Here is a 12,774-nt window from a genome sequence, read left to right as displayed (position 1 = left end):
GACGGTACATCAGAAGAGTCGATCTCTCGCGGCTACCAGGCCGCCACCTCCACCACCGCCTTGACGAATGCTTCCGGCGCTTCCTGCGGCAGGTTGTGCCCGATCCCTCCGGTCAATGTCCGGTGCTCGTACTTGCCGGTGAACTTCGCCGCATAAGCCTTGGGCGGCGGGTGGAAGGCGCCGTTGGCGTCACCTTCCAGGGTGATGGTAGGCACGCCGATGGGCGGAGCTTTGGCGAGTTTCTGTTCCAGTTCGTCGTATTGCGGCTCACCCTCGGCCAGGGCCTGGCGCCAGCGGTAGTTGTGCAGGGTAATGGCGACGTGGTCGGGATTTTCGAAGGCCTTGGCGCTGCGCTCGAAGGTGGCGTCGTCGAAGTTCCACTTCGGCGAGGCCTGTTTCCAGATGAGTCGGGTGAAGTCGTGGGTGTTCTTCGCGTAGCCGGCGGCGCCGCGTTCGGTGGCGAAGTAGAACTGGTACCACCAGAGGAATTCGGCTTCCGGCGGCAAGGGCTGCTTGCCGGCCTGCTGGTTGCCGATCAGGTAGCCGCTCACGGCCACCAGTGCCTTGCAGCGTTCCGGCCAGAGGGCGGCGATGATGTCGGCGGTGCGCGCGCCCCAGTCGAAGCCGGCGAGCACGGCCTTGTCGATCTTCAGCGCGTCCATCAGGGCGATGATGTCGCTGGCTACCGCCGCCGGTTGGCCGTTGCGCAGGGTCTTGTCGGAGAGGAAGCGCGTGCTGCCGTAGCCGCGCAGCCAGGGCACTATGACCCGGAAGCCATGGGCCGCCAGTGCCGGGGCCACGTCGACGAAGCTGTAGATGTCGTAGGGCCAGCCGTGCAGCAGGATGACCACCGGTCCGTCCGCCGGTCCGTCCTCGGCGTAGCCGACGCTGAGCAGGCCGGCGTCGATCTGTTTGAGCGCCTTGAATTGGGTATGTCCGCCGGCCTTGGTCGCCGGCGCGGTCTTGCTCGGTTCGCTGGTGGCTTGCGCCACATTGGGCAGTTGCGACGCCGCCAGTGCCACGGCAGCCAGGCGCATCAGGTGGCGGCGGCTGCTATCGAAGTGTTCCGACATGATTCATCCCCGGGTTGGAGTGGGCCCGGATAAGCGTAGGCGAGCCGACGGAACCGGGCGTATTTGGTGATCCCTGCACCCGGTGCCGCCCGCTGTCGTTGCGACTGGAGATGATGGGTATCGCTACGCTCCACGCCATCCTACGGACCGGGCTGAACCAGCTTCTCCACCAGCCGTCGTGTCAGCGGGGCGATGACCAGCACCAGCGGGAGGGCCACGCACCAGCTGGTGAACCAGGCGCCCAGCCACAGCCGGGCGAAGCCGGGGGCAAGGCCGATGGCGCGGAAGGTGGAGAGGCCGGAGACCAGCAGGGTCATCACGCCGGAGAGGATCAGGGCGAACAGCAACGGACTGTAGCGGCGGGCGATCATGCGTGGGCCTCCTGCGTGGCTTCCAGGTGCGGCTGGTGCAGGCGGGCGAGGGTTTCGGCGAAGTGCTGGCCGAACATCCGCGCGGTCTTCAGGTCGCCGGGGGCGAAGTCCTGGGCGGTCTTGTCGGCCTGGGCCATCAGCCCGGACCAGGAGCCGAGGCGGTTGGCGGCCTCGTCATGGGGCACGCCCAGGTGCTGCTCGGGGAGGATCGGATTGCCGGCCCAGAGCATGCCGTGCTGCATGCAGAAGGTGAACAGCGAGATCAGCGTGGACTGCTTGTCGCCCGCCGGCAGCGCCGAGACGGTGAAGCCGGCGGCGAGGCGGCCGCGCAGTTTCTGCTGGCGCCAGAGCGGGCCGGTGGCGTCCATCAGGGCCTTCAGCGGCGTCGAAACGCCGCCCAGGTAGGTGGGGCAGCCGAGGATCAGGCCGTGATAGGCGAGCAGGGCCTCCGGGCGCTCGATCAGGTCCTGGGCCTTGAGCAGGTGGACTTCGCAGCCGGGCACGAGGCGGGCGCCGCTGGCGATGGTCTGGGCGATCCGCTCGGTGCGGCCGCTGGCGCTGTGGTAGAGGATGGCGAGGGTCTTCATGGTTTCTCCGTGGGCTCACGCAAGGGGAAGGGCGCGTCCGGGGTGCTCGGAGCGGGCTTGGTGTAACCCTACGAGTTCAAGTGAACTTGAGGTCAAGGGGAGAATTGCGGGGGACGTCGAGGTGGGGGAAAGGTTTGATCGTTTGGGATTGGGGCGTGCCCTCACCCTAACCCTCTCCCGGAGGGAGAGGGGACCGTGAGGTGCAGGATGAGACAGTGGCGTCAACCGGGGTGGACTGCTCCCTCTCCCTCTGGGAGAGGGCTGGGGTGAGGGGCTCTTGATCTACCCGCTCAACCTCAAACCAACCCCAACGCCCCCTCCAGCCACGCGCAGAACTGCCCAGCCTGCGTGGTCCGCTCACTCTGCTGGTGCACCAGCAATGACCAGTTCGGCCCGCGCACGGTCTGCTCGCACAGCGGCGTCAGCAGGTCGCTCTTCCGCGCATCGCCCGCCAGCAACTGGCTGACCAGCGCGATACCCAGACCCTGGCTGGCGGCATCCAGCAGCAAACCGGGGTCGGAGAAGTTCAGCCCCGCGCTGCGCTGGCCGATGTCGGCGCCGCCCTGTAGTTGCCAATGCGCCCAGTCCATTTCCCGCTCGCCGTGCAGGGTGGTGCGCGCGGTCTGTGGCTGGTCGAGCAGGCGCGGATGGCAGGCGGGGTAGAGGCGGTCTTCCAGCAGCACGCGGAAGCGGCATTCGGCCTGGGCCGTGAGGTCGTCGCGCACGGCGATGTCGATGGTCTGGGTGGCCATGTCCGGGGTTTCGCTGGTGGTCAGCAGCCACAGGTCGATCTGCGGATGGCGCGCGTGGAAGTCGCCCAGGCGCGGCACCAGCCAGTGGCGGGCGAAGGCCGGGGTGGTGTTGACCACCAGCTGGTTGGGCTTGCGGTACTGGTCCAGGCGACGGATGCCCACGGCCAGTTGTTGCAGCAGCGACTGGGTGGTGCTGAGCAGGTCGAAGCCGGCGTCGGTGAGGGCGACCTTGCGCCCGGAGCGGTAGAACAGCGGTTGCTCGACGAAGCTTTCCAGGCTGCGGATTTGCTGGCTGATGGCGGATTGGGTGAGGTGCAGTTCCTCCGCCGCCTTGTGGAAGCTGCCCAGCCGGGCCGCGGCTTCGAAGCCGCGCAGGGTGTTCAGGGGAGGCCAGTGTTTGAGCATGATCGATAAGTTCTACTGATCAGATTTACGCAAAATCTATCGTTTGTTGTCGCGGATTCACAGGCCTAGGATGGTTTCAGGCGCCGCTGAACCCTTTTCCTTCGATAAAAATTCCTAACCAAAGGCTTTGTGTATGCATCTCAACGATATGCAGAACGGCTGGCGCATGCCTGCCGAATGGGTACCTCACGCGGCGACCTGGATGGCGTTCCCGCATAACCGCCCGCTCTGGGAGGGCGGCTGGCGGGTGACCCTGGAGCAGGTGCAGGAAGACTTCGCACGGGTGGCCAATGCCATTGCCCGCTTCGAGCCGGTGAAGCTGGTGGTCGACCCCTCCGCCGTGGCTCGCGCCGCCGAGCTGTGCGGGCCGAACGTCGAGCTGGTGTCGCTGCCCATCGACGACAGCTGGTGCCGCGACTCCGGGCCGACCTTCGTCTGCCATCCGCAACACGGCGTGGCTGGGGTGAGCTGGCGCTTCAACGCCTGGGGCGGCAAGTCGGTGCACACGCTGGACGAGGGCCTGGGCCGCCGCGTGCTCAATCACCTGGAGCTGGACTGCTTCGGCACGCCGCTGTCCAACGAGGGCGGCGCGATCCATGTGGATGGCGAGGGCACGCTGATCACCACCGAATCGGTACTGCTCAACCCCAACCGCAACCCCGGCGTGAGCAAGCGCGAGATGGAGGAAATCTTCGCCCGCCTGCTGGGCGTGAGCAAGACCATCTGGCTGCCGGGCGACCCGCAGTACGTCACCGGCGACATGACCGACGGCCACGTCGATGGCGTCTGCGCCTTCGTCCGTCCCGGCGTGCTGCTGGTGGATGCCACCCGCGATGCCTCCAGCGCTTACGCCGAGGTGGCGAAGGAGAACCGCCGCGCCCTGGAGCTGGCCACCGATGCCAAGGGCCGTTCCTTCGAGTTGATCGAACTGTTCGAAGCCAGCGCGGCGGTGGATCCGGAGGCGGAAGTCTTCTGCGCCTCCTACACCAACTTCTACCTGGCCAATGGCGCGGTGATCATGCCGGCCTACGGCATCGCCGCCGACGACGAAGCCGCCGCCACCCTGGCCCGCGCCTTCCCCGGCCGCGAGGTGGTGCCGGTGCGCATCAACCACCTGGCCCACGGCGGCGGCGGGGTGCACTGCATCACCCAGCAGCAGCCGGCCTGGCCGCTGGAGGGCGTGTGATGAGCAGGCTGAGCGTTGCGGTGCTGCAGTTCTCCTGCAGCTGGGACCTGCCGGCCAACCTCGACGAGGCCGAACGCCGCGTGCGCGAGGCGGCCGCTGCCGGGGCGCAGCTGATCCTGCTGCCTGAGCTGTTCGCCACGCCGTACTTCTGCATCGAGCAGGACCACGACCACCTGGCGCTGGCCCAGCCCTACGAGGACAGCCCGATCCTGCGGCGCTTCGCCAGGCTAGCTGCGGAACTCGAAGTCGTGCTGCCGCTGAGCTGGTTCGAGCGCGCCGGCAACGCCTACTTCAACTCGCTGACTGTGGCCGACGCCGACGGCCGCCTGCTCGGGGTGTACCGCAAGACGCACATCCCTAACGCCATCGGTTACCAGGAGAAGGAGTACTTCAGCCCCGGCGATACCGGTTTCCGTGTCTGGGATACCGCCGTCGGCCGCATCGGCGTGGGCATCTGCTGGGACCAGTGGTTCCCCGAGACGGCGCGCTGCCTGGCGCTGCAAGGTGCGGAGCTGCTGCTGTTCCCCACCGCCATCGGTTCCGAGCCGGGGGCTGCGCATCTGGATTCCCGCGACCACTGGCAGACCGCCCAGCGCGGCCACGCCGCCGCCAACCTGCTGCCGGTGCTGGCGGCCAACCGTATCGGCGAGGAAGTGGCGCCGAGCGATGAACGACTGCGCATGCGCTTCTACGGCTCGTCCTTCATCACCGACCACAAGGGTGCGCTGGTTGCCGAAGCCGGGCGCAACGAGGCGGCGGTGCTGGTGCGTGAACTGGACCTGGGCCTGGCGCGCGAGGAGCGCCTGACCTGGGGCGTGTTCCGCGACCGTCGCCCGGAAATGTACGGCCCGCTGCTCGGCCTCGACGGCCGGCACCTTCATTCACGCTGGCAAGGCCAGGGAGTCTGACCATGAAATCGATGCTGATCGGCGCGCTGGGCCTGTCCCTGGCCTGCGCCCTGCAACCCGCGGCGGCGGAGGAAAAGGTCCTGCGCCTGTTCAACTGGGCGGACTACTTCGCCCCCGACACCCTGACCGGTTTTACCCAGGAGACCGGGATCAAGGTGATCTACGACGTGATGGACGGCAGCGAGACGCTGGAGGCCAAGATGATGGCCGGGCACAGCGGCTATGACCTGGTCTTCCCCGGCGACACCGTGGCCGAACGGTTGATGCGCGCCGGCGCGCTGCAGAAGCTGGATGCCAGCAAGCTCCAGCACCTGGGCGATATCGAGCCGGGCCTGCAGAACCTGCAGACCCGCTATCCGTACTCGCGGCATGCGGTGGTGCCCTACACCTGGGGCAGCATCGGCCTGACCTTCAACCGCGCCAAGATCGACCAGCGCATGGCCGACGCGCCGGTGAACAGCCTCGACCTGCTGTTCAAGCCGGAGCTGGCCAAGCGCTTCGCCGACTGCGGCATCTCGCTGATCGACTCGCCGGACGAGGTGCTCGCCGTGGTGCTCAACTACCTTGGTCGCGATCCGCGCAGCGGCAAGCCCCAGGACTTGGCGGACGCGCTGGCGGTGCTCAACGGTATTCGCCCGTACATCCGCAAGTTCCAGTCGCAGCCGGTCACCCAGCTGGTCAATGGCGACCTGTGTCTGTCGCTGGGCTACAGCGGCGATGTCATCCAGTCGCAGCGCGCCGCCGACGAGGCCGGCAAGAAGGAGCGCTTCGAGTACCGCGTGCCGCGCGAGGGCACCTCGGTGTGGATGGACACCATGGCGATCCCCGTCGACGCGCCGCACCCGGAGTACGCCTACGCACTGATCAACTACCTGATGCGCCCGCAGGTGATGGCGGCGATCAGCAACGCCACCGGCTACCCGACGTCCAACGCCAAGGCGCGGACGATGGTTGACGCCAGCATGCGCAACAATCCGGACATCTATCTTGATGAGAAGGCCTATGCGCGGCTGTTCCCCGGCAAGGACATCCCGCAGCGCGACATGCGTGCGCGGATGCGTACCTGGACAAGCTTCAAGACCGGCACCGGCAGCTAAGGAGAGAACATGTTGACTCGCAGGAACCTGCTTGGCGCTGGCATGACGCTGGCGACGGGGCTCGGCTTGGGGCTGGGGCGGGTCGCCCTGGCCACGGAGCGCTGGTACATGCCCGACGAGCACCGCAAGCAGGAGCGGGTGTTCGTTGCCTACGCCGCGAGTGCCGATGTCTGGGAGGACTTCGCGCCCGCGGTGAACGCCACGGTGGCGCGGCTGGCCCGCGCCATTGCCGAGTTCCAGCCGGTGACGGTGCTCTGCCGGCCGGCGCAGCTGGCCGAGGCGAAGCGCGCGTGCGCGGCGGAGGGCGTCGATTTCATGGCCATGCCGCTGGATGACATCTGGGTTCGTGACTACGGCGGCTGCTACCTGGTGAACGACGCCGGTGGGCTGGCCCTGGCCGACTTCAACTTCAACGGCTGGGGCGGCAAGCAGCACGCCCGGCGCGACGGCGAAGTGGCGGCGACCCTGGCCGAGGAGCTGGAAGCGCGGCATATCGTCAGCGCGCTGTGTGGCGAGGGCGGCGGCATCGAGGTGGACGGCCATGGCACGGCCATCCTCACCGAGAGCTGCTGGGTCAACGACAACCGCAATCCCGGCTGGACGCGTCCGCGCATCGAGGCGGAGCTGAAGCAACGCCTGGGGCTGCGCAAGATCATCTGGCTGCCGGGCATCCGCGGCAAGGACATCACCGACGCCCACGTGGACTTCTATGCGCGCTTCGTCGAGCCGGGCGTGGTTGTGGTCAACCTGGACAACGACCCGCAGTCCTACGACTACGCGGTGACCCGTCGCCACCTGGACATCCTCAAGGGTGCCACCGACGCCGATGGCCGGCCGCTGAAGCTGCACAGTCTGCCGCCGCCAACGAAGCCCAAGCCCAGCCAGTACAACCGCGACAATCCGGATTTCGCTGCCGGTTACATCAACTACCTGCCGGTGAACGGCGGGGTGATCGCGCCGAAATTCGGCGATGCGGCGGCGGATGAGCGCTGTCATGCGCTGCTCGGCGAGCTGTACCCGGACCGCGAGATCGTGCAACTGGATATCGACCCTATCGCCGCGGGCGGGGGTGGCATCCATTGTGTGACGTCGCATTTGCCGGCGGTGTAGTGCCTGTGCGCGGGCTTGCTCCTATGAAGTGCGCATTGACGTGGACCTGTAGGAGCAAGCTTGCTCGCGAACCTGTTCCTGCGCCGGCCTTGCCGGCGGCTCGCGGACAAGGTCCGCTCCTACGAAGAGCACGCCGGCGTGAAGCTGTAGGCGCGAGCTCCATTCAGCGACCCGGCTCTAGCCGAACGCTGCTTCCACGAGTGCCGGCAGGGCGACGCCCGCCGCGCTGGCGAGGGCGAAGTCGCGTTCGCCGTGCAGCGGCCCTGGCGCGGGGTTGATGTGCAGCACGGTGGCGCCGGCGCGCCAGGCGGCCTGCGGGATTTGCGCAGCCGGGTAGACCACGCCGGAGGTGCCCACCGAGATCAGCAGGTCGCAACTCTCCGCGGCTTCGAACGCGTGGTTCATGGCATTCATCGGCAGGCTTTCACCGAACCACACCACGCCAGGGCGCAGCGGCCCACCGCAATGGACACAGGCCGGCGGGGTGACATGGCGGCCGGCCTCGGGCTCGTCGGAGATTGGCAGCGGCGCCTCCGGCTCGCGCTGACAGGTGAAGCAGCGCGGGCGTTCGAGCTGGCCGTGGAGGTGGATGACCGATGGGCTGCCGGCGCGCTCGTGGAGGTCGTCGACGTTCTGGGTCACCAGGGTCAGTTGCGGCACCTTGCCGGCCAGCGCGGCGATGGCCAGGTGCGCGGGATTGGGCCGTGCGCGATGCACGAGGCTGCGCCGCCACTGGTACCAGCCCCAGACCAGCGCCGGGTCGGCGCGGAAGGCTTCGGCGGTCGCCAGCCGGGAGGCTTCGAAGCGCGCCCAGAGGCCGGTAAGGCGGTCGCGGAAGGTAGGGATGCCGCTTTCGGCGGACACCCCGGCACCCGTGAAGACCACCACATGGCGGGAGTTGCGCAGGGCATCGAGCAGGGCGGGGGCGAAGGTCATTGCTCTGATCCGGGGACGCCGGGTGCGCAGTCCAGGCGGTTGCGGCCGGCGGCCTTGGCGCGATACAGGGCCTGGTCGGCCGCACTGATCAGGGCGGCGGCGGAGGCCTCCGAGCCGGCGGGCAGGGCGGCGATGCCGATGCTGGCGGTCACCCGGCCGAACGGACTGCCAACGTGGGTCAGGTTGCTCTGCCAGAGGTGTTGCAGGATCTGTTCGGCCACGGACTGCGCTCCGGCACTGTCGGTGTTGGGCAGGATCACCGCGAGCTCTTCGCCGCCGTAGCGCGCCGTCAGGTCGCCGGGGCGCCGCACGTTGTCGGCCAGCAGTTGGCCGACGCTGCGCAGGCAGTCGTCGCCGGCGGGGTGGCCGTAGGTGTCGTTGAAGCGCTTGAAGTAGTCGACGTCGATCAGCAGCAGGGCCAGTGGGGTCCGTTCGCGCTGGGCGCGGCGCAGTTCGGAGGATAGGCGGTCGTCGAAGCTGCGGCGGTTCTGCAGGCCGGTGAGCGGGTCGCGGGAGGCCAGCACTTCGAGCTGGCGGTTGGCCTTGAGCAGTTCTTCGCGGGCGGCCACCAGCAGGGTTTCGGTGCCGATGCGGCGCTTGATCGCGAGGATCATCAGGCAGCCGATGATCACGATCACCAGCAGCAGGCCGAAGGCGATGCCTACCGTGCGCAGGGCGTCGGCGCGCCAGGAGGCCAGCGCTTCGTCCTTGCCCAGGGCGACGGTGGTCACCAGCGGGTAGCGCTCGTTCTTGCGGAAGGCGTAGATGCGTTCGATGCCGTCCAGCGAGGAGTTGAAGGAGGCGGTGCCGACCTGGGCGTGGTCCAGGTAGCCGCTGAAGATAGGCGAGTGCGACAGCACACGGCCCATGTCGCCCTGGCGGAACGGGTAACGCACCAGCACCTGGCCATTGACGGTGGTGACGCCGATGGCGCCATGGCGACCGATGTCGATCTTGCCGAACAGCTGGAGAAAGTTTTCCACGCCAAGGGTTACGGAGATGACGCCGGCGAAGCTGCCGTCGGGTTGGTTGTAGCGGCGGCTGATGGTGATCACCCACTTGCCGGTGGAGCGGCTGCGGATCGGTTCGCCGATGTAGGCGTCGGTCGACGGGTTGTCGCGATGGTGAATGAAGAAGGAGCGGTCGGCGCTGGTGGCGTCGGGCGGAACCTGACCATTGGAGGTCATCAGCCAGTGACCGTGGGCGTCGTAGACGACGATGCTGTCGAGCTGGCTGAGCAGGGATTGCTGGTGCTGCGCCAATAGGCGCAGGCGCTGCAGTTGCTCGGGGCCGGTGCCGTCGGCTTCCAGGCGCTCGGCGACGCCCAGGAGCAGCATGGAGCTCTGGGTGATGATGCCTTCGACGTAGGTGTCCAGCGCCTGGGCCAGGTTCAGGTTGTGGGTGTAGGCCTTGGCGAGGGTCCGTTCGCGGGCGGCCCACAGCTCCCAGGCGGTGGCCGCCGCCACGGTCAGGCCGATGATCGACAGCAGGAGAACGGCAAGGCGGATGTCGCGTTTCACACGGGCCTCGTTGAGTTGGTATCGATGGCGTCACCACCAGACGCTGGGTGCGGGGTCCGCCTGCCAGCCGATCGAGGGGCGCCGGCCGGGTTCGTCGGGTCGGTTGCCTTCGTCAGTCCGTTGGCGGACTGTCGAGTTGCACGCGGTTGCGTCCGTCCTGCTTGGCGCAGTAAAGGCGCTGGTCGCATCGCGCGAGCAGGTCGAGCGGTTGGTTCAGGCCCTCCTCATTGGCCATCGCGGCACCGAGGCTGATGGTGAGGTGCCGCAGGGCGTCGGGTCGGTGCAGGTGTTCGATGTTCAGGCTGGCCACCTGCTCGCGCAGGCGTTCGGCTACACGGCGCAGGTCGTCGACGCTGCCGGTTTCGAGCAGTACGACGAATTCCTCACCACCATAACGATAGACGCTGGCACGCCCCCCGCGCAGGCTGCCGACCAGGGATTCGGCCACGCGACACAGGCAGCGGTCGCCGGTCTGGTGGCCGAAATGGTCGTTGTAGGGCTTGAAGTAGTCAATATCCACCAGCAACAGGGCGAAGGGGCGGCCATGGGCGCGCATGCCCTCCCAACTGGCCCTGAGCTGGGCGTCCAGGGCGCGGCGGTTGCCGACGCCGGTCAGTGCGTCGGTGCTGGCCAGTTCCTGCAGGCGCAGGTTGAGCGAGGCCAGTTCGGAGCGCTGGCGGCGTTCTTCCTGGTCGGCGAGGAAGGCCTGTCGCACGCCCCTGATATTGGTCCAGCTGATGAACAGGCTGAACAGCGCCACCGGCAGGTAGACCAGGGTGAAGGTCAGCACTGGCTTGGCGGCGCCATCGTGGATCAGCCAGACGTTGTAGAGGATGATCGCCGAGATGATTGCGGAGATCAGCGCAATGCCCTTGAACGAATAGCGCACCCCCAGGTTGCCGAGCAGGATGAAGACCACCGAGGCGTAGAGGAAGAAGGGGACGTCGGGCGAGGCGCTGCGCTTGAGGAGCTCGAACCAGGCGAGGGTGGAAATGATGTCGTGCACCGGCATCAGCAGGTCCATCGCCAGCACGCTGCGGCTGAAGCGGAACACCAGGAGGATGTTGAACAGGCCGATCAGGCTCAGGCCGGCGCGCAGCAGCAGCGATTCCTTTGCCATGTCCGGGATCAGCAGGGCATCGGCCAGCACGTAGGAATCGTAGGCCGCCATGGCGATGAAGTTGATCGCCAGCAGGAAGCGCCGGTAATGCCGGATCACATAGGCCTTGTAGGCGACACGCAGGCTGGGCGGCATCTTGCCCTGGAACTGCCGGGAAGGCTCGGCGGGAAACTCGGGTGCGGTCATCGGGGGGAGCCTGTGTCTGCCGTCCTGGGCGAATGCTGGCTAATGGCTAGAGTAGGGGGCGGCACGACTGCCGTCCAGCGCATCCGCGCAAGGAGAGGCTGTGGTGCGGGCGAATTGGCTCCGTTACCTGGCCTGTTAATGGATCTTTATGGGGTGCCAATGCGGCGGCATCATGGCGGTATTCCCTGATTTCGAGGCCATCATGTACGTACCCGCGCACTTTGAGGAAAACCGACCTGACGAACTGCACCGGTTGATCCGCGAACACCCCCTGGGCATTCTTGTGACCGGCCATGCCGGTGTGCTGGACGCCAATCACCTGCCCTTCGAACTGGAGCTGGCAGGGGACGCGCCGCTGCTGCGTGCCCACGTCGCGCGCAACAACCCGGTGTGGCGGGAGGCAGATGGCGAAGAGGTGCTGGTGATATTCCGTGGCGATCACGCCTATGTCTCGCCCAACTGGTACCCGAGCAAGCACGAGGAGCACCGCCAGGTGCCGACCTGGAACTACCAGGTGGTGCATGTGCGCGGCCGGCTGAAGGTGATGGACGAGGAGCGCTTCGTGCGCGGCGTGGTCGGACGTCTGACGCGCACCCATGAGGCGGGCGAGGAGCGGCCATGGAAGATGAGCGACTCCGCGCCGGAGTTCATCAGCGGGATGTTGGCGAACATCGTCGGCATCGAGGTGGAGATCGGCGAGATCGTCGGCAAGTCCAAGCTCAGCCAGAACAAGGAGGACCGGGACCGGCAGGGGGCGGCCGGGGAGTTGGAACTGCGCGGAGTTGGCGAGTTGGCCGGGGCGATGAGGGCGGCGAAGGAGTAGCGTCGCCTGTTTCTGTGGCCGGCCTGGCGGCCGGATCGCGGATAAGATCCGCTACTGCAAGAGCGTGCGCCCGACAAGCGAGTTCGTCAGGAACGTAGGGCGTACAACGTTAGACGTTGTACGCCGTTTGACCTTGGTTTCCGGCTGCACGGACTTCGACCAGGCACCTGTCACCCGGCGCTTCGAACTCGACCCATTTGCCAACCGGCGACCGTCGTATATCGGCGTACAACCGCGAACGGTTGTACGCCCTACGTGGCTGGTTCGGCGCGAGGGAAGCGGACTCAGATCCCGCCCAGCAGGTCATGGGAATCCAGCAGGCGCCAGGCGATTTCCGGGTTCTTCTCCATACACCGGCGGATCGCGGCGGGAATGGCCTGGCGGGTCTTGCGGCAGAGGCCGGGCTGATCGTCGAAGTCGAACTCGATGCCGCGCATCGTCCGTACCTCGTTGAAGCCGGGGGCGATGTGCAGGCGGATGCCGAGCTGCTCGAAGAGTTTCTGCTGCATGCGCTGCAGGTCGGCCAGGTCCTTCAGGTTTTCCAGGCGTTCGAGCAGGCGCTGCTCCTCGTGCCGGGTCAGCAGCAGGATGCGCAGGTCGGCGTCGGGACTCTCCAGCAGCCGCTCGCGGTGGCAGTCGCAGGCACCGGGCGGGCATTGCTGGCGGAGCGGAGGCGTGGCAGTCATGTTCCCGATCATAG

13 protein-coding genes are annotated in these 12,774 nt (G+C 67.2%); 5 read left to right on the top strand and 8 right to left on the bottom strand.

Annotated elements, in window-relative coordinates; all coding sequences use genetic code 11:
• Positions 1–32: 32 nt before the first annotated feature.
• From ACAW63_RS21885 to ACAW63_RS21870, 4 genes are all read right to left on the bottom strand, one after another.
• Positions 33–1,073 (bottom strand): alpha/beta fold hydrolase, encoded by a 1,041-nt coding sequence (locus ACAW63_RS21885; protein WP_371228714.1) that lies wholly within the window; start codon positions 1,071–1,073, stop codon positions 33–35.
• 140 nt (positions 1,074–1,213) lie between these two features.
• A complete protein-coding gene (locus ACAW63_RS21880) occupies positions 1,214–1,444 on the bottom strand; it encodes a DUF2798 domain-containing protein (RefSeq protein WP_371228712.1) in 231 nt (76 codons plus the stop codon).
• On the bottom strand, positions 1,441–2,031 hold the full coding sequence (locus ACAW63_RS21875; protein WP_371228709.1) for a flavodoxin family protein: 591 nt from the start codon (positions 2,029–2,031) through the stop codon (positions 1,441–1,443). Before ACAW63_RS21875 ends, ACAW63_RS21880 begins: the two co-directional genes overlap by 4 nt.
• Before the next feature lie 296 nt (positions 2,032–2,327).
• Positions 2,328–3,188 carry a LysR substrate-binding domain-containing protein gene (locus ACAW63_RS21870; RefSeq protein ID WP_331318651.1) on the bottom strand — a complete coding sequence of 287 codons (861 nt, stop codon included), beginning with the start codon at positions 3,186–3,188 and terminating at the stop codon, positions 2,328–2,330.
• Positions 3,189–3,321: 133 nt separating this feature from the next.
• On the opposite strand from ACAW63_RS21870, the gene ACAW63_RS21865 reads away from it, so the two are divergent.
• Genes ACAW63_RS21865 through ACAW63_RS21850 form a run of 4 tightly spaced genes read left to right on the top strand, consistent with a single transcriptional unit; the run spans position 3,322 to position 7,489 of the window.
• Entirely contained in the window at positions 3,322–4,374 is a 1,053-nt protein-coding gene (locus ACAW63_RS21865) for an agmatine/peptidylarginine deiminase (protein WP_371228706.1), read from the top strand.
• On the top strand, positions 4,374–5,282 hold the full coding sequence (gene aguB, locus ACAW63_RS21860; protein WP_371228704.1) for an N-carbamoylputrescine amidase: 909 nt from the start codon (positions 4,374–4,376) through the stop codon (positions 5,280–5,282). Before ACAW63_RS21865 ends, aguB begins: the two co-directional genes overlap by 1 nt.
• Positions 5,283–5,284: 2 nt before the next feature.
• Positions 5,285–6,379: an extracellular solute-binding protein gene (locus tag ACAW63_RS21855; RefSeq protein ID WP_371228701.1), complete on the top strand. Its 1,095-nt coding sequence runs from the start codon at positions 5,285–5,287 to the stop codon at positions 6,377–6,379.
• 9 nt (positions 6,380–6,388) lie between these two features.
• A complete protein-coding gene (locus tag ACAW63_RS21850; RefSeq protein ID WP_371228698.1) occupies positions 6,389–7,489 on the top strand; it encodes an agmatine/peptidylarginine deiminase in 1,101 nt (366 codons plus the stop codon).
• A gap of 177 nt (positions 7,490–7,666) precedes the next feature.
• Here the strand turns inward: ACAW63_RS21850 and ACAW63_RS21845 are convergent, their stop codons facing one another.
• The 3 genes from ACAW63_RS21845 to ACAW63_RS21835 form a co-directional block, all read right to left on the bottom strand.
• A complete protein-coding gene (locus ACAW63_RS21845) occupies positions 7,667–8,425 on the bottom strand; it encodes an NAD-dependent deacetylase (RefSeq protein WP_371228695.1) in 759 nt (252 codons plus the stop codon).
• A complete protein-coding gene (locus ACAW63_RS21840) occupies positions 8,422–9,945 on the bottom strand; it encodes a diguanylate cyclase (protein ID WP_371228692.1) in 1,524 nt (507 codons plus the stop codon). The genes ACAW63_RS21845 and ACAW63_RS21840 overlap by 4 nt, the downstream gene beginning before the upstream one ends.
• A 112-nt stretch (positions 9,946–10,057) precedes the next feature.
• Positions 10,058–11,251 (bottom strand): GGDEF domain-containing protein, encoded by a 1,194-nt coding sequence (locus ACAW63_RS21835; RefSeq protein ID WP_371228690.1) that lies wholly within the window; start codon positions 11,249–11,251, stop codon positions 10,058–10,060.
• 202 nt (positions 11,252–11,453) lie between these two features.
• On the opposite strand from ACAW63_RS21835, the gene ACAW63_RS21830 reads away from it, so the two are divergent.
• Positions 11,454–12,074, top strand: a complete 621-nt coding sequence (locus tag ACAW63_RS21830; RefSeq protein ID WP_371234748.1) for an FMN-binding negative transcriptional regulator — start codon at positions 11,454–11,456, stop codon at positions 12,072–12,074.
• A gap of 284 nt (positions 12,075–12,358) precedes the next feature.
• Here ACAW63_RS21830 and ACAW63_RS21825 read toward each other — a convergent pair whose 3' ends face one another.
• Positions 12,359–12,760 (bottom strand): hypothetical protein, encoded by a 402-nt coding sequence (locus ACAW63_RS21825; protein WP_371228688.1) that lies wholly within the window; start codon positions 12,758–12,760, stop codon positions 12,359–12,361.
• Between the last annotated feature and the right edge of the window lie 14 nt (positions 12,761–12,774).

Origin of the sequence: Pseudomonas sp. QE6 (assembly GCF_041379005.1) — a bacterium.
Classification (GTDB): domain Bacteria; phylum Pseudomonadota; class Gammaproteobacteria; order Pseudomonadales; family Pseudomonadaceae; genus Pseudomonas.
Note: the sequence above shows the minus strand (reverse complement) of the source record. Positions and strands in the feature narration are given on the sequence as shown.

Excerpts from the sequence above, each read along its gene's own strand:
- ACAW63_RS21885 (WP_371228714.1), bottom strand. The coding sequence starts at position 1,073 with ATGTCGGAACACTTCGATAGCAGCCGCCGCCACCTGATGCGCCTGGCT.
- ACAW63_RS21880 (WP_371228712.1), bottom strand. The coding sequence starts at position 1,444 with ATGATCGCCCGCCGCTACAGTCCGTTGCTGTTCGCCCTGATCCTCTCC.
- ACAW63_RS21875 (WP_371228709.1), bottom strand. The coding sequence starts at position 2,031 with ATGAAGACCCTCGCCATCCTCTACCACAGCGCCAGCGGCCGCACCGAG.
- ACAW63_RS21870 (WP_331318651.1), bottom strand. The coding sequence starts at position 3,188 with ATGCTCAAACACTGGCCTCCCCTGAACACCCTGCGCGGCTTCGAAGCC.
- ACAW63_RS21865 (WP_371228706.1), top strand. The coding sequence starts at position 3,322 with ATGCATCTCAACGATATGCAGAACGGCTGGCGCATGCCTGCCGAATGG.
- aguB (WP_371228704.1), top strand. The coding sequence starts at position 4,374 with ATGAGCAGGCTGAGCGTTGCGGTGCTGCAGTTCTCCTGCAGCTGGGAC.
- ACAW63_RS21855 (WP_371228701.1), top strand. The coding sequence starts at position 5,285 with ATGAAATCGATGCTGATCGGCGCGCTGGGCCTGTCCCTGGCCTGCGCC.
- ACAW63_RS21850 (WP_371228698.1), top strand. The coding sequence starts at position 6,389 with ATGTTGACTCGCAGGAACCTGCTTGGCGCTGGCATGACGCTGGCGACG.
- ACAW63_RS21845 (WP_371228695.1), bottom strand. The coding sequence starts at position 8,425 with ATGACCTTCGCCCCCGCCCTGCTCGATGCCCTGCGCAACTCCCGCCAT.
- ACAW63_RS21835 (WP_371228690.1), bottom strand. The coding sequence starts at position 11,251 with ATGACCGCACCCGAGTTTCCCGCCGAGCCTTCCCGGCAGTTCCAGGGC.
- ACAW63_RS21830 (WP_371234748.1), top strand. The coding sequence starts at position 11,454 with ATGTACGTACCCGCGCACTTTGAGGAAAACCGACCTGACGAACTGCAC.
- ACAW63_RS21825 (WP_371228688.1), bottom strand. The coding sequence starts at position 12,760 with ATGACTGCCACGCCTCCGCTCCGCCAGCAATGCCCGCCCGGTGCCTGC.